This is a genomic window from Bradyrhizobium jicamae, from assembly GCF_018130215.1.
Lineage (GTDB): Bacteria > Pseudomonadota > Alphaproteobacteria > Rhizobiales > Xanthobacteraceae > Bradyrhizobium > Bradyrhizobium jicamae_A.
Window position 1 is genome coordinate 1 of record NZ_JAFCKQ010000057.1, and the last position, 22592, is coordinate 22592.

The following is a 22592-nucleotide window of genomic DNA, read 5'->3' on the forward strand; positions in this document are numbered from 1 at the left end:
AAGCGATCCGCATAGCTCGTCCACGGCACGAACTCGTACTTCATCTCGATGCCGGACTGCTTGGTGAAGTCCTTGCCAAGCTCGACCAGAGCATTGGCAGGATCCCACGCCGCCCAGCACAATGTGAGCTGCTTGCCTTGCGCGGCGGCCTCTCCGCCGCCGAACATTCCCAGCGCAGCGACCCCAACGACCGCGGACGCCACTGCACTGCCGAGCCTCTTCAATTTCTGCATATCCGTCTCCTCTCTATCGTTGATGCACCTAACCCGCCCGACGCGCCCTTTCGGAACGACGCCAAGATCCTGAAATCGAGTCGATGAGCGATGCTGGAGAATGAGACGGACAGGTGCCGGAAACTGCGTCCGGACGGCTGGGCTCCCTCCACACATCGCTCGATGCGATATGTTTATCTTTTTTGCGATACTAAACGTATTACTAAATTCCCGGAACCGTCAAGCGGGTTTCTTGCGGGCCTTGCGAAAAGATCACCGGCGTTCGCGCGCGCGACGCACCGGTTTGCAGCGCGGCAATTGGCTCGATGAGTTCTGCGGCCTTAACGGCATCGGCGGTGCAATCACGCCATCACGACATCCTTGCTGCCCTATCATTGCAGGAGTGGTTGTGCACAGCCACATGACGATGCCGTTGGCCGGACCGTCGCCGGCAGCAATCGATCGGACGAATGGTCGACGATCGCGGCTGGATATGGCATCAGGCGCCGCCAAACGCCGACAGTGGAGCACGACGCGCGCAGCATCTCGTCGCTGGCGGCGTTGTTTAATAATCTAAATTTACTGAACGTTCAGCTCTGATACCCCCTCAAGCTCATCTGGTCCGGCCCGGATCGCCATTGCCCGACAGCACCTGCGCGGCACCTCCAACACTGCGGACGAAGGCTTCATCAAACGTCACTCCGCGGAACCGCCATGTGTGATCCTTGCCCTGCCAGACCAACTGCCACTGCGTGGCCCAGCCGAGCTCGTTGTCGTCCCAGACCAGTCGTCCGACCAGCACGGCCTCGCTGCCGGATGCGATCGATGCCAGCGTCGCCAACGGCACGCTCAGCAGCTTCGCTGCCGTGACGTTCGCGGCCGCCAGCGCCGCGCTCGCGGGCAGCACGACATGCATGCCGCGCTTGTCCGCCGCAGCGGCGAGTGCATCGCGCTGCAAGTCCGACTGCGCACCATCCGTCGTGACGATGAAATCCTTCGGACCCTGCTGCATCTCGACGAAGACGCCGAGCACGGGTCGGTGCGACAGCCACGGCTTCAAACCCAGCTCTCCGAGAAGACCGTCGACCTTCTTCCCGTCAAACTCCACCCTCAGATCGTAAGGCCGGTCACGGGTGCCCTGCTCGTCGCGATGCGGCTTGCCGGCGAACTGGTCGTGATAGCTGAAATCGCTGACGAACTCCCGGGCCCTCGCCTTGTAAGGCACGAGCCTGATATCTCCGGCCAGTTCCGGCTGACCGGAGACCTTGATGAGGACGTCCTCGAGACACGTACCGAAGCCAAGCAGGCGATTGGGCTCGAGCTGGCCGGTGACGACGGTCTGTGCGCGGTAGAGGTTGTCATCGGCCACCGCCGCGCTGCTGCAGCAGACCAGCACTCCGGCGAGGATTGCGATGAGACTCCGCCCCGTTCCAAGCAAGGCCGACATGGTCACCTCCCGCTTCGCGATCTCGCATTGCTGTCGACGCAGGTGGACCGCAATTTGCGGCGGTACCAACCGGTTCGGACATGGACGCCATGCTGCACCCGCACTATGGCCACCCGCGGCCAGCCTGACATATGCTTGGACGTGCGCGGGTCACGCCTGGGGCGCGGCCCCGGCAGGCATGATGAGCAGGAGACGTCCCTTGAAGTGCTACGAGTTGCAGGGTCCAGGCGGCATTGACGCGCTGGCGTTGGTCGAGAAGCCGGTTCCGCAGGCCGGACCCGGCGAAGTCCTGGTGCGGCTGAAAGCAGCGACGCTGAACTACCGTGACCTGCTCACCGTCAAGGGCGGCTACGGCTCGCGGCAGAAGTTCCCGCTGGTGCCGGTGTCGGACGGCGCGGGCGTGGTCGAGGCGGTCGGCGCCGGCGCGAGAGGCTTCGCACCCGGCGACCGCGTCATCGGCAGCTTCTTCGAGAACTGGTTCGGTGGCGAGCCGAGCGAGGCGCGGATGCGCGCGGCGCTCGGCGGCAGCATCGATGGAGTGCTGACCGAATACCGCATATTCCCCGCGCATGCGCTGGTGCGCACGCCTGATCATCTCACCGACGTCGAGGCCGCCGCGCTGCCCTGCGCGGGCGTCACCGCATGGAGCGCGGTGGTCAAGCTCGGCGACCTCAAGCCGGGACAGACCGTGCTGACGCAGGGCACCGGCGGCGTCTCGCTGTTCGCGCTGCAATTCGCAAAGATGTGCGGCGCGCGGGTGATCGCGACCTCCTCCAGCGACGCCAAGATCGCGCGGCTGAAGCAACTCGGCGCCGATGTCACGCTCAACTACAAGACCACGCCCGACTGGGGCAAGAAGGCGCGCGAATTGACCGGGCACGGCGTCGATCTCGTCGTCGAGGTCGGCGGTGTCGGCACGCTGAACGAATCGATCCGCGCCACCAGGATCGGCGGCACGATCGCCTTCATCGGCGTGCTCGCGGGCCCCGCGCCGTCGGAGACGCGGCTGCCGCTGATGGTGATGCAGCAGCAGCGGCTGCAAGGCGTCACCGTCGGCTCGATCGAGGACCTTCAGGCGCTCGCCGACGGCATCAGCATGCATGGCGTCAAGCCCGTCGTCGACAAGGTCTTCGCTTTCGATCAGGCGAAGGATGCGTTCTCCTACATGGCGAGCGGTGCGCATTTCGGGAAGGTCGCGATCTCGATCGGCTAGCGCCCGGTGAACTGCGCCTTGCGTTTCTCGACGAAGGCCTTGCGACCCTCCAGCGCATCGGCGCTCTGGCGGATCTCCGACTGCACCTCGATCTCGCGGCGGAATTGTGCGGCATAGCTCGCATCCTCGCTCTCCTCGAGCAGCGCGCGCGTTGCGACCAGCGCCCGGGTCGGGCCATCGGCAAGGCGGCGGGCGAGCGCCTTCGCCTCGTCGAGCAATCCTGCGTCGTCGACGACCTCGCGCACCAGTCCCCATTCCTTCGCCCGTTCGGCGGAGAGCGGCTCGTTGGTCAGCATCAGCTCGAGCGCGCGCTGGCGGCCGATCAGCCGCGGCAGCAGCCAGGTCGAGCCGAGATCAGGCACCAGCCCGATCCGGCTGAACACCTGGATGAAGCTCGCAGAGCGCGCCGCGACGATGATGTCGCCGGACATCGCGAGGCTGAAGCCGCCGCCGGCCGCGACGCCGTTCACCGCGACCACGACCGGCACGCGGCATTGCCGCAAGGCCTGCATGGCCGGCCAGTAATGCGTCATCACGCCGGTGACGATGTCATTGCCGAGCGACTGGAACGCCTTGAGGTTCTGACCCGAGCAGAAGCCGCGCCCCTCGCCGGTCAAGATCAGCGCACGGGTGCCACCATCGCCAGTGATCTCGCAGATCGCGGTCGCGAGATCGCCGAGCAGTTCCGGCGTCATCGCGTTCAGGCTGGCAGGATCGTTCAGCGTCAGGATGCCGACAGCGCCGTCGCGCTCGCGCTTTACCGCGGTCATTTTCCACTCCCTGGAATTGGTTGTTCTTGCACTGACTGTGCCATGCTTGGCATGCTACGCCAACGTCCCCCGCCAGCAACAAGAACAACGAAAGCGCGCCATGCCCGACCAGTTCTCCAACTCGCAAGTGATCCGCAAACCCGCCGTCAGCGCCAAAGGCGGCATTGTCGCCGCACAGTCGCGCAAGGCCGCCGAGGTCGGCGCGGAGGTATTGGCCAACGGCGGCGATTGCGTCGACGCGGTGATTGCAACCACCTTTGCGCTCGGCGTGCTGGAGCCCTGGATGAGCGGCGCCGGCGGCGGCGGGGCGATGGTGCTGTATCGCGCCCGCGACAACCGCGTCGAGGTGATCGACTACGGCATGCGTGCGCCGGACAGCCTGCGTGTCCAGGATTTTCCGCTGACCGACGGTGCTGCCTCCGACATTTTCCCCTGGGCACGGGTCAAGGACGACCGCAATCTGCACGGCCCCGGTTCGATCGCGGTTCCCGGCGTGGTCGCCGGCATGGAGGAAGCGCATCGCCGCCACGGCAGATTGCCGTGGAAGGACCTGCTGGCGCCGAGCGTGAAGCTCGCCGGCGAGGGCCTCCTGGTCGACTGGTGGACGACGGCGATGATCGCGAGCTCGGCGGCCGATCTGCGCCGCTATCCGGCCAGCGCCGCAGCCTATCTGCAGGACGGGCTGCCGCCCAATGCGCAATGGGGCGTCAGGTCGACCGTGCGCATGCCGCAGGATAAGCTCAAGGCCACGATGGCGCAACTCGCCGCGGCAGGACCGCGCGATTTCTATCAGGGCGACCTCGCGCGCTCGATCGCCGACGACATCCAGGCCGCCGGCGGCGCATTGTCGGTGCGCGATCTCGCCTCGTTCCGCGCGCATTCGCGCGACCCGCTGGCGATCCCCTATCGCGGCGGCACGGTCTACGCGACTCCGGAATTGACCGCGGGCCCCACCATGGCACGCACGCTCGGCCTGTTGCAGAAGGCGTTCACGCCGGCAAATGGCGGTCCGGACGCCGCGACCTACACGGCTTATGCCGAGGCTCTGCAGGCCGCCTATCGCGAACGGCTGAAGGACATGGGCGACGTCGACGGCCGTCGCTCGCTCGGCGCGGAGGCGATCGCGCCTTCCTGCACCACGCATTTCTCGGCGGTCGACCGCGACGGCAACATGGCCGCGGTGACGCAGACCCTGCTGTCGAACTTCGGGTCGAAATTCGTGACTCCGAGCACCGGGCTGACCATGAACAACGGCATCATGTGGTTCGATCCGGCGCAAGGCAATCCGAACTCGCTCGCACCCGGCAAGCGCTGCCTGACCAACTACACGCCCGTCGTGGCGCAGGCCGCCGACGGCCGCAGGCTCGCGGCCGGTGCGTCGGGCGGCCGCCGCATCCTGCCCGCGGTGTCGCAGCTCCTTTCTTTCGTGATGGACTACGGCATGGACCTCGACGCCGCGATCCACCAGCCGCGCATCGACGCCAGCGAGGGCGCGGTCGTGATCGGCGACGTGCGGCTTCCCGTGGCCGTGCGCGAAAGCCTGCGCGGACGTTTCGACTTCGAAGAGGCGCGCATCCAGAATTTGCCGATGAAGTTCGCCTGCCCAAGCCTCGTGCTGCGCGACGGCGCCACCAACAGCGGCGCCACCGAGCCGTTCCAGCCCTGGGGCGACGCTGTCCCGGAAGCATGAGACGATCACCGCAACAACCATAACATCCCGGGGAGACCGTCATGAGCTACGAGCAGATCACATGCGAGATCGACGGACCGCTGATGATCCTGACACTGAACCGTCCGGACAAGCTCAACGCCTATACCGGCACGATGGGAGCGGAGGTCGCCGACGCTTTTCATCGCGCCGATGAGGACGACGCCGTTCGCGCCATCATCGTCACGGGTGCGGGCCGCGCCTTCTGTGCCGGCGCCGACGTCTCGGGCGGCGCCAAGAGCTTCGACACCTCAGGCAGCCACGGCGCGGGCGTGTTCGCGAGTTCCGGCCAGCGCAGCGGCCGCTTCATCGAGGCGATCTTCAACTGCCGGAAACCGTCGATCGCGGCGATCAACGGTGCTGCCGTCGGGGTCGGCATCACGATGACGCTGCCGATGGATGTGCGCATAGCTGCAGACGGTGCCAGGATCGGCTTCATCTTTGCCCGCCGCGGCCTCGTGCCGGAAGCAGGCAGCGCATGGTTTCTGCCAAAGCTCGTCGGGCTGCCGCAATCGCTGCGCTGGTGCCTCTCGGGCCGCACCTTCGATGCGGACGAAGCCCACAAGGGTGGGCTCGTCAGCGAGGTCGTCACATCAGCGCAATTGATGGAGCGGGCGCGGCAGATCGCCGCGGAAATGACGTCGGAGACATCGGCGGTGTCGATCGCGCTGACCCGCCAGATGCTGTGGCGGTTCGCGGGCGCGCCCGATCCGTTCGAGTTGCTCGCGATCGACAAGCCGATGTCGATCGAGCGCGGCGGCCACGCCGATGTACGCGAGGGCGTGCAGTCGTTCATGGAGAAGCGGAAGCCCGCGTTTCCGGGCAAGGTCTCGCAGGACATGCCGAGCCAGTATCCGTGGTGGCGGACCGCGAAATAGCGCGCCGCAGCGTACTGGATTCACGCATGCGCACGCATGACAGTGGTGTGGATGTGAGACCGCATTCTCGCGACATGTCTCGTCCGAGTCTTGCTGTTCATTGTCGCCACTCTGCGAATAGAGGGCGCAGGGAAAGCCGGGTGCCGATCGCACCCATGGGTCCCGTGCAACAAAAAGCACGGGGGTAGGACCACAGGTGTAACCGGAGCAATCCGGCTTTCCCTGCGCGATGGTTTACGGCTTATACGTGCTCCCCCCGGTGAGACTGGGCTTTTTTGTCACCGTTTTCAGCAAGGACGTGAGTCTCTCACTGACAAGACACCTGCCACTAGGGCGTCAGGCCTGCACGACTTCGCCGTCCGCATCCGCCACGATCGTCAATCGTGACGTCAGCGTCCACCGCATCTCACCGTAACACTCGTGACGATCGCGATGCGCCCCTCAATCGGGTGAGACGGGCGGAATTGAACATCTGATTTGCCCGACGACGGAAACGCTATTTTGCCCGTCGGGTTATTTCGTCGCACCTCGCCATTCCGGGGCCCGGCAAATGCGATTGCCTGTCGACCGGACTTGACCACTGACAGGAGTCCTAAGCCGGCCGCAACGCGATATCGCATCTCGTGGTCTAAAGCGCGACGAGATAAGGCTGGTTCGTCATCGCGCTTTAGCTCTTTGTTTGAGCATGACCTCCGCGCAAACGCGTTCCGCGTTTGTCGCGAGGGAAGACCGCTGCACACTTTTCCGGATCATCCTCTAGGCAGCCTCCGCCACGGCGGCCACATCGAAGCCGACCCTCGGGAAGTGAAGATTCACCATGCCGACCGAGGGATCCTCGTGCCGGATGACGATCTCATCGGCCGTCCAGGCGAGAACGTTGCCATGGACGGGATTGCCGTAGTCGTCGGGCGTCACGCTGACCCGGTCGCCGCGCCGGATTCCGACCGTTTGCGCTTCCGACGACCAGCCGCCGGGTTCACCCGGTTGATTGACACGGGCGATCTCGATCGCATCGTCGGGCGTCATGTCGGTGTGCTGGCCATGCCCGAGAGCCGCAACGCGCGCATACCAGGGGTCAACCACGTCAGGGAATGCGATGAGCTCCCCGATCTCCGGGCCGCCATTCTGCCGAGCGAACCAGATTGGGTGATAGGCCGACAAGTCCGCCGCGGAAGGATTCTCTCCGAGGATGAACTTGCGGCCATCGGAAAGAACCTCGGCAAGCCAGGCGAGATGCGCATTGACCCGCTGCAGAAATATCGGCCGCCTCGGCAGCAGCGCTTGCGGATCGAGGTTGACGCGGAACAGGGGGCGCCGCTCATCGACAAGCTCCTGGGGGATTTTTCCAGCCATATTGCCGATCGTGAGACATACGGCATTCATGAAGGATCCCTTCTCGATCCACCAGCCGAAGGCCTTGGCGAGGCCTGCCTCGCCCTTGGGATAAAGTGCGCCTGAGCTTCCCAGCTTTTCGATGACGTGAAGAATGAGAAGCGTGTCGCAATAAAACTCTGCCCCGATCTGGAGAACGGGCGTGCGCCGGTAGCCACCCGTCATCGGTGTGAGCTTGGGACGCGGTGTCCAGACCGGGATCTCGACCGAACGCCAGCTCTGGCCCTTGAGGCCGAGCGCCAACCGTATCTTCTCCGAGTAAGGCGAGAGCTGGTAGTGATGCAGAATGACCTCGGACATCTGTTTCTCTCCCTGCGTTTGACCTTGAGCCGGTTACTTCTGCGGCGCGGGCAACTCGACGCCGAAAAATTCGAACGCGGAGTCGCCATTGGTCCAGCCGTGCAGCGTATTCGGCTGAAACACGATCACATCGTCCGGCTTGTAGGTGATCTCGCCGATCTGCGCGCCGCCCTTGTCGTTCAGGGACAGCTTCCCGGCTCCGCTGATGACATAGAGAATGTAGGGCAGCGGTCCCTCGTGAACGGCAATCGATCCCTTGGCGTCGACGTGCCCGCGCATCACGTGGGTCGCCGCGCCCGGCAGTTCGTAGAGCTTTCCATAGTCGAACCCCTGGTTCGGCTTGCCGTCGGGCATGGCCGGCACGGCGGCGAGCGCGGCGGCGTCCTTCTTCACGGCGACTGCCTTGCCTCCCTCGCCGTTCTCGATGACGTAGATGCCGCCGGCGTATGCCGGAGCGGTGACGGCGATCGCAATCAGCGACGCCGCAGCACAAATGAGACCACGCATCTCTTCCTCCCTGTTGATTGCTTCTGTTTTCAAGTCACGGTCGAACGCTCTCGGGCCGCTGCGAGGCAGCGACCCGCCGACAGTGCGCAGAGGCCTCCGGGTCAGCCTCCGGTCCGCGCATCCAGGAACAGCTGCGTGAACGGCTTGGCGAGGACAGGCTCGAGCTTCGGCACGATGGCCTTGATGTCGGGCGTGACCATATGGGCGTCGAGTGCAGCCTTGTCCTTCCAGCGCTCGAAGGTCAGGAAGCGGCCCGGCTCGCCGATGACTTCCATCAGCGTGTAGACCAGACACCCCGGCTCCTTGGCCGACGTTTCGGCAAAGGGAACGAGCAAGGCGCGGAGGTCATCCGCCTTCTCCTTCTTCGATACGATTTCCGCGATCACGAAGTAGCCGCTCTGTCCTGCGGCCTCCGCCACTGAAGCCGCGAAAAGCGCGGCCGCCACGCCACCAACGGCGGCAGTCCCCACGAATGCACGGCGATCCATGTCCGACATGGCATTTCCTCCCCTCATGGCTTGTTTTCATTTGCAGATCCGGCAGCTCACGACGCTGCCGGCCGAACACCTCATTTCAATGAGGTACAAATACTTTGCACACAAAATAATAAGAGTCAAACATTGGTGATATGATACAATGTAGCAACAGAAAATCGCGGCCGTGCGGCTTGGCTCGCGCGACGGCTAACGATAGGATTCGGCTCAGCGATTTGTTCCGCGAGCGGCCTGAAGAGAATGAAGACACGAACCATGAACGCGCGACGCGATGCAGCGAATCGAACCGGCCAGAGCTCCATCGCCCCGGTCGAGATGCCGGGGCTCGACAATCATCTTTGCTTTGCGCTCTACGCGGCCAGCAATCACATGACGCGCCTGTTCGTGCCGTTCCTGAAGAAGCTCGGCGTCACCTATCCGCAATATCTGGTCCTGGTCGTGCTTTGGGAACGTGGAGCGCGAGGCGTTGGAGACCTGGCCTCGGCGCTGCAGATGGATCTCGGCTCGCTGTCGCCGATGCTCAAGCGTCTCGAAGCCAAGGGATTGGTGACACGACGACGGCAGGCCGACGATGAGCGGCGCGTGCTTGTCGACCTGGCGCCAAAGGGGGTGGCGCTTCGCCAGCGTACCGAGCAAATGCTGGGCGAGTTCTACTGCTTCCTGAATATGCCGCTGGACGAGCTGTTCGACCTGAAGGACCGGCTGCATCATTTCGTCAACTCGGCGGGGCCGAAGGAGACAGCGACGCCGCACGTCAAGCTGACAGAGCCCGCTTTTTAAAGCGCCGAAATCGCGCGCCGCCCTCCGCCAGTCTAAAGGCCGAGCCGGTCCCGCACCCGTCCCGTCAGCACGGCGGCGGTGACGCCGACCCGCCAGAACGCGTGCATCGGCATCGGCTTGATGCCTGTCACCGGCATGTCGATCTCGGCCTTGTCGCCCTCGATCAGGCGGTGTGCGAGTTGCGCGCCCATTGCGGTCGAGAGCGCGACGCCGCGGCCGTTGCAGCCGAGCGAGACCAGGAGATTTTCCGCGGGCTCGTGCACATGCGGATAGTGATCGGGCGTGATGGCGAGGCGGCTGTTCCAGCCATGGGTCCAGCTGACGCCCCTGAGCTGCGGCCACAACCGTTCGGCATAACGCATGAGATAGGCGACGTCGGTCGGCTTGCTGATCCAGCGCATCGGGCCGCGGCCGCCCATCAACAGGCGATTGCGCTGGTCGATACGGTAATAGACCGTGATGTGGCCGCTCTCGTAGAGCACCGGCCGCCCCGGCATGATCGAGCGCGCCACCTTGTCGGAGAGCGGCGCGGTGCAGGCGATCGAGGAGAACACCGGCACGATGCTGCGGCGGAGCGGCGGCCAGAGATCATCGGTGAAACCATTGGTCGCGAGCAGGACCTTGTCGGCATGCACCACTGCGCGCGGCGTCTCGATCCGCCAGCGGCCGCCGTCTCGCCGCAGCGACACGGCCGGTGTCTCGCCGTGCACGACGACTCCGGCGCCGATCGCAGCGCGCGCCAGCCCGCGTGCATAGCTGAGCGGATGCAGATCGCCGCCGCGTGCATCGAGCATGGCGCAGAGATAGCGGTCGCTGCCGGTCATCTCGCGCGTTGCTGCGGCGTCGAGCAGCTTCACCGGCATGCCGCGCGCGATGCATTGCCTGGCAGTCGCCGCGATCGCCTCCGCGCTGGCCGCGTTGTAGGCGGCGCGCAGCGTGCCGTTCTGCCGCGCCTCGCACGGAATCTGGTAACGGCGGATCAGCTCATGGGTGAAGTTGGTCGTACCATAGGAGAATTCGATCATGCGGCGGCCGAGATCGGGGCCGAAGTCGGCCTCGATCTGATCCGGATCATGCTTCAGCCCCGGATTGGTCTGCCCGCCATTGTTCCCGGATGCACCCCAGCCCGGCTCCTGCGCCTCCAGCACGGTGGCGCGGACGCCCTGCTCGGCAAGATGCAGTGCGGTGGAGAGCCCGGTGAAACCGCCGCCGATGATCGCGACCGGCACGCTCTTGTCCGCAGTGAGCGGTGGCGTCGGCGTCGCTTCTACTGCGGTGTCGGCATAGAGGCTGGGTGGCAACGGCAAGCGGGCGGGTACATTCATGGGATCAGACCGATCACAGCGGATGCAGCACGCGCCGCAGGAAGTCCTGGGTGCGCGCATGCTGGGGCTGGTTGAGGACGGATTTGGCGGCGCCCTGCTCGACGATGACGCCGCCATCGATGAACAACACGCGATCGGCTACGTCGCGGGCAAATCCCATCTCGTGGGTGACGACGACCATGGTCATGCCGTCGTCGGCGAGCTTGCGCATCACCGCAAGCACCTCGCCGACCAGTTCAGGATCGAGCGCCGAGGTCGGCTCGTCGAACAGGATCGCCTTCGGCTGCATCGCCAGCGCGCGGGCGATCGCGACGCGCTGCTGCTGGCCGCCGGAGAGTTTTGGCGGATGCACGTCGGCCTTCTCGGCGAGCCCGACCTGCGCCAGCAGTGCGCGGCCGCGCGCGATCGCCTGCTCGCGCGGCTCCTTCTTCACATAGAGCGGGCCTTCGATGACGTTCTCGAGCGCGGTACGATGCGGAAACAGGTTGAAGCGCTGGAACACCATCGAGACCTGGGTGCGGATCGCAACGATCGAGCGGTCGTCGCGATTGACGCGCGCACCCTCGACGCTGATGTCGCCGCGGTCGTAGCTTTCGAGCCCGTTGATGCAGCGCAGGATGGTCGACTTGCCGGAGCCCGACGGACCGATGATGCAGACCACCTCGCTCTTGGCGATCGAAGCCGTGATGCCCTTCAGCACCTCGACCTTGCCGAAGCTCTTGTGGACGTCATTCAGCTCGATCATTTGTGGTTGGCCTTCTTCTCGAAATGCCGAACCAGCAGGATGAGCGGAATGCTCATGGTGAGATACATCAGCGCCACAAGCGTGAACACGCTGGTGTTCTTGAAGGTCGATGACGCAATCAGCTTGCCTTGCAGCGCCAGCTCGGCGACCGTGATGGTCGAGGCCTGCGAGGAATCCTTCAGCATCATGATCATGATGTTGCCGTAGGGCGGCAACACGATCCTGACCGCCTGCGGCAGCACCACGCGGCGCATGGTGAGCCACCAGCCCATGCCGATGGTCTGCGCCGCCTCGATCTGCCCCTTGTCGATCGCCTCGATGCCGGCGCGGAAATTCTCGGCCTGGTAGGCCGAATAGGCGATTCCGAGGCCGATGATCGCGGCCTGCAACGCCGTGAGCGCGATGCCGAAATCTGGCATCACGAAGTAGATGTAGAACAGCAGCACGATGATCGGGATGCCGCGGATCACATTGATCACGGAGGCACTGAGCCCTACGAAGAAGCCGATGCCGGAGACCCGCATCAGGGCCCACACCAGCCCGAGCACGGTCGACAGCAGCAGCGAGCCGATGGTGACGACGATGGTCAGCCAGACACCCTGCAACAGGATCGGCACGAACTCGACGGCGTCATGGAAGAACTTTTGCATCGGCTCACGTCATGCGCGGTACAGGAGCGCTCAACCTCGCATCACGACGCGCCGCTCTTCTGGCCCCATTTCTCGAGGATCTTCGCAACCGTGCCGTTGGCCTTCAGCTTGGCGAGCGAGGCGTTGATCTTGCCGAGCAGCTCGGTGTCGGACTTGCGGACACCGATCGCGACCGTGCCGACGGTGACAGGCTTGTAGCTGTCGACCAGGCGAACGTCGGCGAAATTGCCCTGCTGCAGATTGTAGGCGAGGATCGGATAGTCGGCGAAGCCGGCCTTGAGGCGGCCGGCGTTCACGTCCCGCAGGATGTCCGGAATCGTGTCGTAGACCTTGACCTCGCTGAACAACCCGGTCTTCTTCAGCGCATCGACGAAGGCGGTGCCGACCTGCGCTCCGACGACAGTGCCCTTCAATTCCTCCTGCGAGACGTAAGCCTTGGTGTCGGTCTTCGGCACCACGAGGCCCTCGCCATAGGTGTAGACGGCATCGGAGAAGTCGATCACCTCCTTGCGTGCCGCGGTCGCGAACATCGCAGCCGCGATGATGTCGATCTTGTTCGCGGTCAACGAGGGGATCAGCGCCGAGAACTGCATCGGCTCGATCTGCACGGTGAAGCCGGCGTCCTTGCCGATCTCGGTGGCGAGATCGACCATGATGCCCTGGATCGAATTGGTCTTGGTGTCGAGGAAGGTGAAGGGGATGCCGGTTGGCGTCGAGCCGACCTTGAGGACCTGCTGCGCCTGCAACGGCGCGCTAGAGGTCATGGCGAGGACCGCCATGGCGGCCAAGACGAGACGCTGAAAGGACATCGCAACACCTCCTGAGCTGGCCCGGGCGCCGCCTCGCCCGATGCTTCGAGCTTGTGGTTGCGGGCGACGCCGTTCCGGCCTATTTTCACCAATATGAAATTGTGGTCACGAAACGACGAGCAATGCAAGCAATTTTCATGCACATGAAGAAAGCGGCCTGACGTGAGCGGTGGCAAGCGAATGCGCAAAGCGGCGGCAGGGCGGCCCGCGACGGCTCGCCGCGCCACCAAGAAGCCGGCCGAGCCGCCGGTGGACCTCGCGGTCGGCCGCCGCATCCGCGATCTGCGTCGCGGCAAGGAGATGTCGCTGGAGACGGTGGCCGCGCGCGCGGATCTCTCGATCGGCTTCATCAGCCAGATCGAGCGCGGCCTGTCCTCGCCGTCATTGCGCGTGCTGGCGACGCTGGCCGACGTGCTCGGCGTCGGCATCGCCGCATTGTTCGGCGCGACACCGAACGACGGCGGCACGGCAGATGGCGTGGTCACGCGCGAGGCACAGCGCGCCGAGCTGAAGCTGTGGCGCAGTGGGGTTTCCAAGCAATTGCTGAGCCCGGCAGGATCGGAGAGCCGGCTCAACCTGTTCCTGGTGCATCTCGAGCCCGGCGGCAGCACCGGCGACGAACTCTACACCCATGACGGCGAAGAGGCCGGCCTCGTGCTCGAGGGCGAGATGATTCTGACCGTCGACGCCGAGACCTGGACGCTGAAACAGGGCGACAGCTTCCGCTTCGCCAGCCGCCGTCCGCACCGCTTCTCCAATGCGTCCGGCGATACGAAGGCGGTCGTGCTGTGGGTGAATTGCGTGACGGCGGCGGGGTAGCGCCGCAGTTTCTCCCCCGTCGTCCCGGCGAAGGCCGGGACGACGGTGGTTGTTACTGCGCTATTGCGCCGGGCCGCCTCAGCTCAACCCCGTCACCAGCTCCTCGATCCGGATCGGGAAGCGGCGGACGCGGATGCCGGTGGCGTGCCAAACGGCGTTGGCGACGGCGCCGGCGCTGCCGGTGATGCCGATCTCGCCGACGCCCTTGATGCCGAGCGCATTCACATGCGGATCGTGCTCGTCGACCGTAATCACGTCCATCGGCGGCACGTCGGCATTAACCGGCACATGGTACTCGGCGAGGTTCGCGTTCAGGATGCGGCCCGAACGATGATCCATCACCGCCTCCTCGTGCAGCGCGAACGACAGGCCCCAGATCATGCCGCCAAAGAGCTGGCTCTGGACCAGGCGCGGGTTGATGATGCGGCCGGCCGCGAACGCACCGACCAGCCGCGTCGCGCGGATCTGGCCGAGTTCCGGATCGACCTTCACCTCCGCGAACACCGCGCCATGCGCATGCATCGCATAGTGCGACTGCGCCGCGGGATCGGCCGCGCCGGTGCCGCTGGCGTCGATCTCGGCGAGGCCCGCGCGCGCGAGGATCTCGGCGTAGCTCTCGCTGCGCGTCTCGTCGTCACGGCGATGCAGCCGTCCCTGCCGCGCAACCACGCCGGCATTGCCGGCGCCGAACAGCGGCGAGCGCTCGTCCGGGGTCGCAAGCTCGGCGAGCCTGGCGATGACAGCGGCACCGGCATTGTGGATCGCGGCGCCGACGGTTGCGGTGTGCGCCGAGCCGCCGGCGATGCCGGCGTCGGGCAGATCAGAGGTGCCTGACCGGAACGTGATCTCGCCAAGATCGAGACCGAGGGCGTCGGCGGAGATCTGCGTTAGCGCAGTCCAGGCGCCCTGTCCCATGTCATGCGCGCCGCTCTCCATCACGCCGCTTCCGTCGGCGCGGATCACGGCGCGGGCATTGCCCTGGAACATCAGCGCGGGGAACGTCGCCGTGCCCATGCCCCAGCCGACCAGGAAGCCGTTCTCGTCGCGCATCTGCCGCGGCGCAAGCGGACGGCGCGCCCAGCCGAAGCGCTCGGCACCCCTGGCGTAGCATTGTCGCAGCGCCTTCGACGAGAACGGCTTTCCCGTGGTCGGCTCGACCTCGGCGTAGTTTCTCAGACGGAAGTCCAGCGGATCGATGCCGCAGGCAAACGCCATCTCGTCGATCGCGCTCTCCAGGGCGATCGAGCCGGTGGCTTCGCCCGGCGCGCGCATGAACAGCGGCGTGCCGGTATCGACGCGCACCGCCTCATGCGCGGTGCGGATCGCCGGGCTCGCATAGAGCGTATGCGAGGCGTCGGCGGCGGGCTCGTAGAAATCGTCGAAGCTCGAGGTCGTGATCCGCGCGTGATGATCGATCACGGTGAGCACGCCGGCATCGTCGGCGCCGAGGCGCAGCCGCTGCCGCGTCGATGCACGATGGCCGACCGGCCCGTACATCTGGCTGCGGCGCAGCACCAGATTGACCGGACGCCCGACCAGCCTGGCCGCCATGATGCCGAGCATCTGCGGTCCCGACACCAGGCCCTTGGAGCCGAAGCCGCCGCCGAGGAACGGGCTGTTGATGTGGATATTGCCGGGCGGAATGCCCAGCAGCCCGCCGATCCTCCCCTGCGCGATCGCCATGCCCTGGCTCGGCGTATCGAGGAACAGCTTGTCACCGTCCCATACGGCGACGATCGCGTGCGGCTCCATCGCGTTGTGATATTGCGCCGGCGTCTCATAGGTCGCGTCCGTCAGCTTCGAGGCCGCGGCGAAGCCGGCATCGATCTCGCCGTGAACGACCTCGGCCGGATTGCCGATCCCGACCACGGGCGGCGCGTAAGGCTCGCCGGCATCGAGGCCGACGCGCGCGATCTCGACCTGGTAACGCGGCGACAGCAGCGCCGCACCTTCGGTCGCGGCCTCCAGCGTCTCGGCGATCACCACCGCGATCGCCTGGTTCGCGTAACGCACCTCGTCGCTCTGCAGCAACTCCATCCGGAAAGCGAACGGATTGCCCTTGGCGTCGGGATCTTCGGCGAGTTCAGGCTTGTGCGCCGGCGTCATCACGTCGACGACCCCGGGGTGGCGCTTGGCGGCGGCGACGTCGAGCGACTTGACGCGGCCGCGCGCGATGCAGCTCGTCGCGATGACCGCGTAGAGCATGCCGGGCGGATGGTTGTCGGCGGCGTAGCGCGCCTTGCCGGTGACCTTGAGAACGCCGTCGGTGCGGGTCAGCGGCTGGCCGATGCTCGAGCCGTGCCTGAGGTGGGCGGGGTCGCGGGTCAGGTTTATCTCTGGTGTCATGCGTCACGCTCCAGCAACGGATGAAAAGGGAGAACCGGGCAGCGCGGGGATGCGCGCCGGCGTGCCTGCGGCGGCAAGCGTGAGCGCGCGCACGACGATGCGCTGTGCGAGCTCGATCTTGAAGGCGTTGTCGCCGGACGGTCTTGCCTCCGCGAGCGTGGCACGCGCCGCCTCGCGATACACCGCCGCATCGGGCGCAGTGCCCGCGAGCAGCTGCTCGGCCGCATGCGCGCGCCACGGCTTTGCCGCGACGCCGCCGAGCGCAAGCCGCGCTTCGCGGATCTTGCCATCCTCGATGCGCAAGGCTGCCGCCGCCGACACCACCGCGAAGGCATAGGACGTGCGCTCGCGCACCTTGACGTAACGCGCATGCGCGGCGAAGCCCTGCGCCTCGGCCGGCAGGCGCAGCGCGACGATCAGGTCGCCCGGCTCCAGCGCTGTCTCGCGGTCCGGCGTATCACCCGGCAGACGATGCAGCGCCTCGAGCGGCAGCTCGCGCCGCCCGCTTCTGCCCTCGATCTCGACCACGGCATCGAGCGCGACCAGCGGCACGCAGAAATCGGAGGGATGGGTCGCGATGCAGCCCTCGCTCCAGCCGAGCACGGCGTGCAGGCGGTTCTCGCCCTCAAGCGCGTCGCAGCCAGCACCCGGCCAGCGCCTGTTGCAGGCGCTGGCCGCGTCATAGAAATAGCCGCAGCGCGTTCGCTGCATCAGGTTGCCGCCGACGGTTGCGGCATTGCGGAGCTGCGCGGACGCGCCCGACAGCAGCGCCTCGGCGATTGCCGGATAGTCGCGGGCGAAGGCGGCGTCATGCGCCAGATCGGCATTGCGCACCAGCGCGCCGATCCGCAAGCCGCCGTCGTCGAGACGCTCGATGCGGTCGAGCCCGGGCAGCCGCGTGACGTCCACCAGCCGGCTCGGCCGGCTGACCCCTCCCTTCATCAGGTCGAGCAGATTGGTGCCCGAGGCGAGGTAGACCGCGCCCTTCTCACTTGCCGCCGCGATCGCATCCGCGACATTGGCCGGCCTGACATAATCGAAGTTCATCATGCGGAGCGCCTCTGCTTTGCTGCGGTCATGTTGGCGTGCGCCTCGAGCACGGCTTCGGTGATCCCGGAATAGGCGCCGCAGCGGCAGAGATTGCCGCTCATGCATTCGCGCACACGCTCCGGATCGTCGCCGGCCTGGCCTTCCTCGATCAGGCCGATGGCGCTCATGATCTGGCCCGGTGTGCAGAAGCCACACTGGAAGCCGTCATGCGCGATGAAGGCGGCCTGCACCGGGTGCAGCTGGTCGCCACGCGCGACGCCTTCGATGGTGGTGATCTCGGCACCGTCATGGCTTAAGGCGAGCGCGAGACAGGAATTGATCCGGCGGCCGTCGACCAGGATGGTGCAGGCGCCGCACTGGCCGCGGTCGCATCCCTTCTTGGTTCCGGTGAGGTCGAGCCGTTCGCGGAGGAGATCGAGCAGGGTGACGCGGGGGTCGGCGAGCGCGACCTCCCGCAGCACACCGTTGATGGTCAGGCTAATGGAGTGATTCATGCAGGGCTCCGATCCGTGTATGGTCGGTGGAATCGAGGCAACGCGATCCCGTGGCCGCCGATCCCAGATCGGCGCGCCTTGTCAGGCCGGATGCTGGTCGCCATATACGGAGGCATCCTCCGGTTAACAAGGGAGGGTGAAAAGAAAAACCAATGGCCGGTGCATCAACAGAAATTGTTCGCAAGCCGCGCGCCGATGCGGTGCGCAACCGCGAGCGGGTGCTGGAAAGCGCGAAGGCGGTGTTCTCGGCCGGCGGCAGCGACGCGAGCCTGGAAGCCGTGGCGCGGCACGCTGGCGTCGGCATCGGCACGCTCTACCGGCACTTCCCGACCCGCGAGGCCCTGTACGAGGCCGTCTATCGCCGCGAGGTCGAGCAGCTCGGTGATCTCGCCGAGCAACTTCAGGGCGCGCCCTGCCCGGTCGAGGCGTTGCGCCGCTGGCTGCGCGCCAATGTCCAGTTCGTCGCGACCAAGAAGGGCATGGTGGCGGCGCTCGCGCTGGTCGCCCACGGCCCGAGCGAATTGCACGCCTATTCGTTCGATCGGCTGACCAAGGCGATCGACGCCCTGCTCAAGCCCGCGGTCGCGGCGGGCGCGATCCGCGGCGACATCAGCGCCGAGGACGTCCTGCGCGCGCTGATCGGCATGTGCTACATGCACGATCAGCCCGGCTGGCAGGCCACCGCGCTGCGGCTTCTGGATGTGTTCGTGGACGGGCTGAGGGTGCAGCCTCCGGCGGCCACAGGGATTCCGCCAGCTCAGCGCAAGCCGGGCCGGAAAAGAACCGCGACGCGGTCGAGATAGGTCGAACCGGCGTCACCATGCGTCGATTGGCAGGCATCTCTCCGATCATTGTGTGCTATCGATCAATGCGGACTGGTCGACCGCGTGCTGTTGTTCCCCGGCAGGTTCGATGCCCCTGACGATCCAGTCTCCATCGAGGGATCGTTGTTCGGGCTCGTCGAATAGCCGGTCGTCGCGGTTGAACCTCTGTTCAACGTCAAATTGCCCCTGATGGTGCTGCCGGGCGGATGGGTTATTCCCCTCGTCCCCATGCCGGTCGTGCCGAGGTTGCGTGCGCCTGGTCCGGTCCCCGTGCCACCGGCCGCGCCGGCGCCCTGCGCAGACGCCGGCGAGGCCGATAATGCCATGGCCGCCGCCAATCCGATCGCTGTCAGCTGCTTCATGTGACGTCCTCTCCTGGTTCGACCATGAGGAACGGGCTCCGCGGGGCCGCGTTCCTAGCTGGCGTTCGAGCAGGTTCCAACGATAGAACGAAGGTCGAATGCGACTTCCGATGTTTCCATTCGCGCAATGTCCCCTCGAGTGAGTATCCTGTCCGAAAAAAGGTAGACGCGAAGGCCAACTCCGCGATCCACCCACCGGTCATGGCGAGGAAAACGCGCGTGCGCGCTCGAGTTTTCGGGTACGACTCCCGATCTCCGGGAAAAGATGCGCGTGCCGTTCATCTGGATCTCAGAAATGAACGAGAGCATCTCATCTCCGTTTATCCGCTACCCGATCGGAACGTCGCTCTTGATGGCCGGCATTCTGTTCGTCGGAATGGTCGCCTATCCGCTGCTGCCGGTTGCGCCGCTGCCGCAGGTCGACTTCCCGACCATTCAGGTCTCGGCAAGCCTGCCGGGCGCCAGCCCGGAAACGATGGCCTCCTCGGTCGCGCAGCCGCTGGAGCGACAGCTCGCCCAGATCCCCGGTATCGCTCAAATGACCTCGACGAGTTCGCTCGGCTCGACCGCGATCACCATCCAGTTCGAGCTGAACCGCAGCATCGACGGCGCGGCCAACGACATCCAGGGTGCGATCAATGCCGCCGGCGGCCAGCTGCCGAAGAACTTGCCGACGCCGCCGACCTATCGCAAGGTCAACCCGGCCGACTCGCCCATCATGCTGTTGTCGGCGACCTCGGACACCGTGCCGCTGATCAGCGTGAGCGATGCGGTCGACGCACAACTCGGACAGCAGATCAGCCAGATCTCGGGCGTCGCCCAGGTGTTCATCGGCGGCCAGCAGAAGCCCGCGATTCGCGTCCAGATCGACCCGGCGAAGCTGGTTGCCAAGGGGCTGTCGCTGGAAGATATCCGCAACCAGATCGCGATCACGACGACCGACAGTCCGAAGGGAAGCATCGACGGCGACAAGCGCGCCTACACGATCTATGCCAACGATCAGTTGCTCGATGCCGCGAAATGGAACGACGTCATCATTGCCTACCGCAACGGCGGCCCCTTGCGGATCCGCGACATCGGCCGGGCCGTCGCCGGGCCGGAGGACATGAAGCAGGCCGCCTGGGCGGACGGCAAGCGTGGCGTGTTCCTCGTCATCTTCAAGCAGCCTGGCGCCAATGTCATCGGAACCGTCGACCGCATCAAGGCACAACTTCCCAGGCTGATCGCCACCATTCCTCCCGCCATCAAGATCAAGATCATCAGCGACCGGACACTGACCATCCGCGCCGCCGTCGAGGACGTCCAGATCACGCTGCTGATCACCATCGTTCTGGTCGTGATGGTGATCTTCCTGTTCCTGCGCAGCTTCTGGGCGACGGTGATTCCTGCCGTGACCGTGCCGCTCGCGCTGCTGGGCGCCTGCGCGCTGATGTGGGCGCTCGGCTACACGCTCGACAACCTGTCCCTGATGGCATTGACGATCGCCGTCGGCTTCGTGGTCGACGACGCCATCGTCATGCTGGAGAACATCACGCGTTACGTCGAGCAGGGCGAGCGGCCGCTCGCTGCCGCCTTCAAAGGCGCCGGTGAAATCGGATTTACGATCGTTTCGATCAGTATCTCGCTGGTCGCGGTGCTGATCCCGCTGCTGCTGATGGGCGGCGTCATCGGCCGGCTGTTCCGCGAGTTTGCGGTCACGCTCGCCATGGCCATCTTCGTCTCCCTGGTGGTGTCGCTGTCGCTGACGCCGATGATGGCATCGCGCTTCCTGCGCGCACATGGCGAAGCCAGGCACGGCCGCCTCTACCAATGGAGCGAGCGGGCGTTCGACAGGATGTTGCATGGCTATCAGCGCGGGCTCGATCTGGCGCTGCGCTGGAGCCTGACCACGTTGTGCATCTTCTTCGCGACCGTCGCACTGTCGGTCTATCTGTTCGTGATCATCCCCAAGGGCTTCTTTCCGCAGCAGGACAACGGCTTCCTGACGGGTGTGTCGGAGGCGGCCCAGGACATCTCGTTTGCCGACATGAAGCGGCATCAGGAGCAGCTCAGCGAGATCGTCCAGGCCGATCCCGCCGTCGACAGCATCGCGATGTTCATCGGCGGCGGCGGCACTGCGCTGAACTCCGGCCGCATGTACATCACGCTGAAGCCGCGCGAGGAGCGCGATGCGGATGCGCAGCAGATCATCGCGCGGCTGCGGCCGAAGCTCGAGCAGGTCGAGGGGGCCCGTCTTTACATGCAGGCGTCCCAGGACGTGCGGCTGGGCGGCCGCGCCACCCGGACGCAGTTCGAATACACGCTGCAGGACGCGAACCTCGACGAACTGAATGAATGGGCGCCGAAAATCCTGGCCAGGATGCGGACCCTGCCCCAATTGCGCGACGTCGCCACCGACCAGCAGACCGAGGGAACGACGCTGACCTTGACCATCGATCGCGACGCCGCGTCGCGCTTCGGGATCCAGCCGCAATTGATCGACGATACGCTGTATGACGCGTTCGGCCAGCGCCAGGTGACCCAGTATTTCACCCAGCTCAACAGCTACCACGTGATCCTGGAAGTCCTCCCGGAGCTACAGGGCAAGCTCGACACGCTCGACAAGCTCTACATCAAGTCCCCGACGACGGGCGACGAGGTGCCGCTGTCGGAATTCTGCAAGTGGACCACGGTTCCGGTACGGCCGCTTTCGATCGCCCACCAGGGGCAGTTTCCCGCGACAACGATCAGCTTCAACCTTGCCGAGGGCACCGCGCTCGGCCAGGCCACCGATGCCATCCAGGACGCCGTCAACAATCTCGGCGCGCCGCCCACGCTCAGCTCGAGCTTCCAGGGCACCGCGCAGGCGTTCCAGCAATCGCTGGGCACGGTGCCGCTCCTGATCCTCGCGGCGCTGGTGGTGGTCTATCTGATCCTCGGCGTGCTCTATGAAAGCTACATCCATCCGCTCACCATCCTCTCCACGCTGCCATCGGCCGGGGTCGGCGCGCTGGCAATCCTGATGGCGTTCGGGTTCGATTTCAGCCTGATCGCCCTGATCGGCATCATCCTGCTGATCGGCATCGTGAAGAAGAACGGCATCATGATGGTCGATTTCGCGATCGCGGCCGAGCGCGAGGAGCATCTGTCGCCGCGTGAATCGATCCGGAAGGCCGCCCTGCTGCGCTTCCGCCCGATCATGATGACGACGATGGCGGCGCTGCTCGGCGGCGTACCGCTGATGCTGGGCACCGGCACGGGATCGGAAATCCGCCAGCCACTCGGCTATTCGATGGTCGGCGGCCTGATCGTGAGCCAGGCGCTGACGCTGTTCACGACGCCGGTGGTGTACCTCTATCTCGATCGTCTCTCGAACGCGCTTTCGGACTGGACGGCCAGGCGCGACGACACCGATACGAAGCCTCCGGAGGTCAGGAACGCCGCCGAGTGACGTCGGCAGGGAAGCGAACCTGCGACCAGACCCGCCG

Annotated in this window: 20 protein-coding genes and 1 pseudogene; 7 read left to right on the forward strand and 14 right to left on the reverse strand. The window is 65.5% G+C overall.

What is annotated here, in order from left to right:
* Positions 1 to 233: pseudogene (locus JQ586_RS35275) on the reverse strand (carbohydrate ABC transporter substrate-binding protein); the annotation flags it as partial.
* Between the two features lie 592 nt (positions 234 to 825).
* Positions 826 to 1659, reverse strand: a complete 834-nt coding sequence (locus JQ586_RS35280) for a DUF2066 domain-containing protein (RefSeq protein ID WP_212399250.1) — start codon at positions 1657 to 1659, stop codon at positions 826 to 828.
* Positions 1660 to 1858: 199 nt separating this feature from the next.
* Between JQ586_RS35280 and JQ586_RS35285 the strand changes: the two genes are divergently transcribed.
* Complete coding sequence (locus JQ586_RS35285) at positions 1859 to 2872, forward strand: NAD(P)-dependent alcohol dehydrogenase (protein WP_212399251.1); 1014 nt, start codon at positions 1859 to 1861, stop codon at positions 2870 to 2872.
* On the opposite strand, the gene JQ586_RS35290 is transcribed toward JQ586_RS35285, so the two are convergent.
* Positions 2869 to 3642, reverse strand: coding sequence for an enoyl-CoA hydratase-related protein (locus JQ586_RS35290; RefSeq protein WP_212399252.1), 774 nt, complete (start codon positions 3640 to 3642; stop codon positions 2869 to 2871). The genes JQ586_RS35285 and JQ586_RS35290 overlap by 4 nt on opposite strands.
* A 100-nt stretch (positions 3643 to 3742) precedes the next feature.
* Between JQ586_RS35290 and JQ586_RS35295 the strand changes: the two genes are divergently transcribed.
* Positions 3743 to 5332 (forward strand): gamma-glutamyltransferase, encoded by a 1590-nt coding sequence (locus JQ586_RS35295; RefSeq protein WP_212399253.1) that lies wholly within the window; start codon positions 3743 to 3745, stop codon positions 5330 to 5332.
* A 41-nt stretch (positions 5333 to 5373) separates the two neighbouring features.
* Positions 5374 to 6228: an enoyl-CoA hydratase-related protein gene (locus JQ586_RS35300; RefSeq protein WP_212399254.1), complete on the forward strand. Its 855-nt coding sequence runs from the start codon at positions 5374 to 5376 to the stop codon at positions 6226 to 6228.
* Positions 6229 to 6984: 756 nt separating this feature from the next.
* On the opposite strand, the gene JQ586_RS35305 is transcribed toward JQ586_RS35300, so the two are convergent.
* The 3 genes from JQ586_RS35305 to JQ586_RS35315 all read right to left on the reverse strand — a co-directional run bounded on the left by JQ586_RS35305 (position 6985) and on the right by JQ586_RS35315 (position 8924).
* Positions 6985 to 7920 carry a glutathione S-transferase family protein gene (locus tag JQ586_RS35305; RefSeq protein WP_212399255.1) on the reverse strand — a complete coding sequence of 312 codons (936 nt, stop codon included), beginning with the start codon at positions 7918 to 7920 and terminating at the stop codon, positions 6985 to 6987.
* Positions 7921 to 7953: 33 nt separating this feature from the next.
* Positions 7954 to 8427 carry a cupin domain-containing protein gene (locus tag JQ586_RS35310; RefSeq protein ID WP_212399256.1) on the reverse strand — a complete coding sequence of 158 codons (474 nt, stop codon included), beginning with the start codon at positions 8425 to 8427 and terminating at the stop codon, positions 7954 to 7956.
* A gap of 101 nt (positions 8428 to 8528) precedes the next feature.
* Entirely contained in the window at positions 8529 to 8924 is a 396-nt protein-coding gene (locus tag JQ586_RS35315; protein ID WP_212399257.1) for a putative quinol monooxygenase, read from the reverse strand.
* Positions 8925 to 9176: 252 nt separating this feature from the next.
* Between JQ586_RS35315 and JQ586_RS35320 the strand changes: the two genes are divergently transcribed.
* Positions 9177 to 9701: a MarR family winged helix-turn-helix transcriptional regulator gene (locus JQ586_RS35320; protein ID WP_212399258.1), complete on the forward strand. Its 525-nt coding sequence runs from the start codon at positions 9177 to 9179 to the stop codon at positions 9699 to 9701.
* A gap of 32 nt (positions 9702 to 9733) precedes the next feature.
* On the opposite strand, the gene JQ586_RS35325 is transcribed toward JQ586_RS35320, so the two are convergent.
* Genes JQ586_RS35325 through JQ586_RS35340 form a run of 4 tightly spaced genes read right to left on the reverse strand, consistent with a single transcriptional unit; the run spans position 9734 to position 13230 of the window.
* Entirely contained in the window at positions 9734 to 11026 is a 1293-nt protein-coding gene (locus tag JQ586_RS35325; protein ID WP_212399259.1) for an FAD-binding oxidoreductase, read from the reverse strand.
* A gap of 13 nt (positions 11027 to 11039) precedes the next feature.
* The gene (locus JQ586_RS35330) at positions 11040 to 11771 is read right to left on the reverse strand and encodes an amino acid ABC transporter ATP-binding protein (RefSeq protein WP_212399260.1); all 732 of its coding nucleotides are present in this window, start codon (positions 11769 to 11771) and stop codon (positions 11040 to 11042) included.
* Entirely contained in the window at positions 11768 to 12421 is a 654-nt protein-coding gene (locus tag JQ586_RS35335; protein ID WP_212399261.1) for an amino acid ABC transporter permease, read from the reverse strand. Before JQ586_RS35335 ends, JQ586_RS35330 begins: the two co-directional genes overlap by 4 nt.
* A 41-nt stretch (positions 12422 to 12462) precedes the next feature.
* Positions 12463 to 13230 carry an ABC transporter substrate-binding protein gene (locus JQ586_RS35340; protein ID WP_212399262.1) on the reverse strand — a complete coding sequence of 256 codons (768 nt, stop codon included), beginning with the start codon at positions 13228 to 13230 and terminating at the stop codon, positions 12463 to 12465.
* A gap of 180 nt (positions 13231 to 13410) precedes the next feature.
* Between JQ586_RS35340 and JQ586_RS35345 the strand changes: the two genes are divergently transcribed.
* Entirely contained in the window at positions 13411 to 14049 is a 639-nt protein-coding gene (locus JQ586_RS35345) for a cupin domain-containing protein (RefSeq protein ID WP_249148566.1), read from the forward strand.
* 78 nt (positions 14050 to 14127) lie between these two features.
* Here JQ586_RS35345 and JQ586_RS35350 read toward each other — a convergent pair whose 3' ends face one another.
* Genes JQ586_RS35350 through JQ586_RS35360 form a run of 3 tightly spaced genes read right to left on the reverse strand, consistent with a single transcriptional unit; the run spans position 14128 to position 17939 of the window.
* On the reverse strand, positions 14128 to 16395 hold the full coding sequence (locus JQ586_RS35350; protein ID WP_212399264.1) for a xanthine dehydrogenase family protein molybdopterin-binding subunit: 2268 nt from the start codon (positions 16393 to 16395) through the stop codon (positions 14128 to 14130).
* Between the two features lie 3 nt (positions 16396 to 16398).
* Entirely contained in the window at positions 16399 to 17445 is a 1047-nt protein-coding gene (locus JQ586_RS35355) for a xanthine dehydrogenase family protein subunit M (RefSeq protein ID WP_212399265.1), read from the reverse strand.
* Entirely contained in the window at positions 17442 to 17939 is a 498-nt protein-coding gene (locus JQ586_RS35360) for a (2Fe-2S)-binding protein (RefSeq protein WP_212399266.1), read from the reverse strand. Before JQ586_RS35360 ends, JQ586_RS35355 begins: the two co-directional genes overlap by 4 nt.
* A gap of 152 nt (positions 17940 to 18091) precedes the next feature.
* On the opposite strand from JQ586_RS35360, the gene JQ586_RS35365 reads away from it, so the two are divergent.
* Positions 18092 to 18742 carry a TetR/AcrR family transcriptional regulator gene (locus JQ586_RS35365; RefSeq protein WP_249148567.1) on the forward strand — a complete coding sequence of 217 codons (651 nt, stop codon included), beginning with the start codon at positions 18092 to 18094 and terminating at the stop codon, positions 18740 to 18742.
* Positions 18743 to 18804: 62 nt separating this feature from the next.
* Here JQ586_RS35365 and JQ586_RS35370 read toward each other — a convergent pair whose 3' ends face one another.
* Entirely contained in the window at positions 18805 to 19125 is a 321-nt protein-coding gene (locus tag JQ586_RS35370) for a hypothetical protein (RefSeq protein WP_212399267.1), read from the reverse strand.
* A gap of 295 nt (positions 19126 to 19420) precedes the next feature.
* Here JQ586_RS35370 and JQ586_RS35375 point away from each other — a divergent pair, with 295 nt between their 5' ends.
* Complete coding sequence (locus tag JQ586_RS35375; RefSeq protein ID WP_212399268.1) at positions 19421 to 22555, forward strand: multidrug efflux RND transporter permease subunit; 3135 nt, start codon at positions 19421 to 19423, stop codon at positions 22553 to 22555.
* The last annotated feature ends 37 nt before the right edge of the window (positions 22556 to 22592 follow it).

Excerpts from the sequence above, each read along its gene's own strand:
- JQ586_RS35335 (WP_212399261.1), bottom strand. The coding sequence starts at position 12,421 with ATGCAAAAGTTCTTCCATGACGCCGTCGAGTTCGTGCCGATCCTGTTG.
- JQ586_RS35350 (WP_212399264.1), bottom strand. The coding sequence starts at position 16,395 with ATGACACCAGAGATAAACCTGACCCGCGACCCCGCCCACCTCAGGCAC.
- JQ586_RS35295 (WP_212399253.1), top strand. The coding sequence starts at position 3,743 with ATGCCCGACCAGTTCTCCAACTCGCAAGTGATCCGCAAACCCGCCGTC.
- JQ586_RS35340 (WP_212399262.1), bottom strand. The coding sequence starts at position 13,230 with ATGTCCTTTCAGCGTCTCGTCTTGGCCGCCATGGCGGTCCTCGCCATG.
- JQ586_RS35305 (WP_212399255.1), bottom strand. The coding sequence starts at position 7,920 with ATGTCCGAGGTCATTCTGCATCACTACCAGCTCTCGCCTTACTCGGAG.
- JQ586_RS35315 (WP_212399257.1), bottom strand. The coding sequence starts at position 8,924 with ATGTCGGACATGGATCGCCGTGCATTCGTGGGGACTGCCGCCGTTGGT.
- JQ586_RS35300 (WP_212399254.1), top strand. The coding sequence starts at position 5,374 with ATGAGCTACGAGCAGATCACATGCGAGATCGACGGACCGCTGATGATC.
- JQ586_RS35360 (WP_212399266.1), bottom strand. The coding sequence starts at position 17,939 with ATGAATCACTCCATTAGCCTGACCATCAACGGTGTGCTGCGGGAGGTC.
- JQ586_RS35330 (WP_212399260.1), bottom strand. The coding sequence starts at position 11,771 with ATGATCGAGCTGAATGACGTCCACAAGAGCTTCGGCAAGGTCGAGGTG.
- JQ586_RS35320 (WP_212399258.1), top strand. The coding sequence starts at position 9,177 with ATGAACGCGCGACGCGATGCAGCGAATCGAACCGGCCAGAGCTCCATC.
- JQ586_RS35280 (WP_212399250.1), bottom strand. The coding sequence starts at position 1,659 with ATGTCGGCCTTGCTTGGAACGGGGCGGAGTCTCATCGCAATCCTCGCC.
- JQ586_RS35365 (WP_249148567.1), top strand. The coding sequence starts at position 18,092 with ATGGCCGGTGCATCAACAGAAATTGTTCGCAAGCCGCGCGCCGATGCG.
- JQ586_RS35325 (WP_212399259.1), bottom strand. The coding sequence starts at position 11,026 with ATGAATGTACCCGCCCGCTTGCCGTTGCCACCCAGCCTCTATGCCGAC.
- JQ586_RS35290 (WP_212399252.1), bottom strand. The coding sequence starts at position 3,642 with ATGACCGCGGTAAAGCGCGAGCGCGACGGCGCTGTCGGCATCCTGACG.
- JQ586_RS35370 (WP_212399267.1), bottom strand. The coding sequence starts at position 19,125 with ATGAAGCAGCTGACAGCGATCGGATTGGCGGCGGCCATGGCATTATCG.
- JQ586_RS35355 (WP_212399265.1), bottom strand. The coding sequence starts at position 17,445 with ATGATGAACTTCGATTATGTCAGGCCGGCCAATGTCGCGGATGCGATC.
- JQ586_RS35345 (WP_249148566.1), top strand. The coding sequence starts at position 13,411 with ATGCGCAAAGCGGCGGCAGGGCGGCCCGCGACGGCTCGCCGCGCCACC.
- JQ586_RS35375 (WP_212399268.1), top strand. The coding sequence starts at position 19,421 with ATGAACGAGAGCATCTCATCTCCGTTTATCCGCTACCCGATCGGAACG.
- JQ586_RS35310 (WP_212399256.1), bottom strand. The coding sequence starts at position 8,427 with ATGCGTGGTCTCATTTGTGCTGCGGCGTCGCTGATTGCGATCGCCGTC.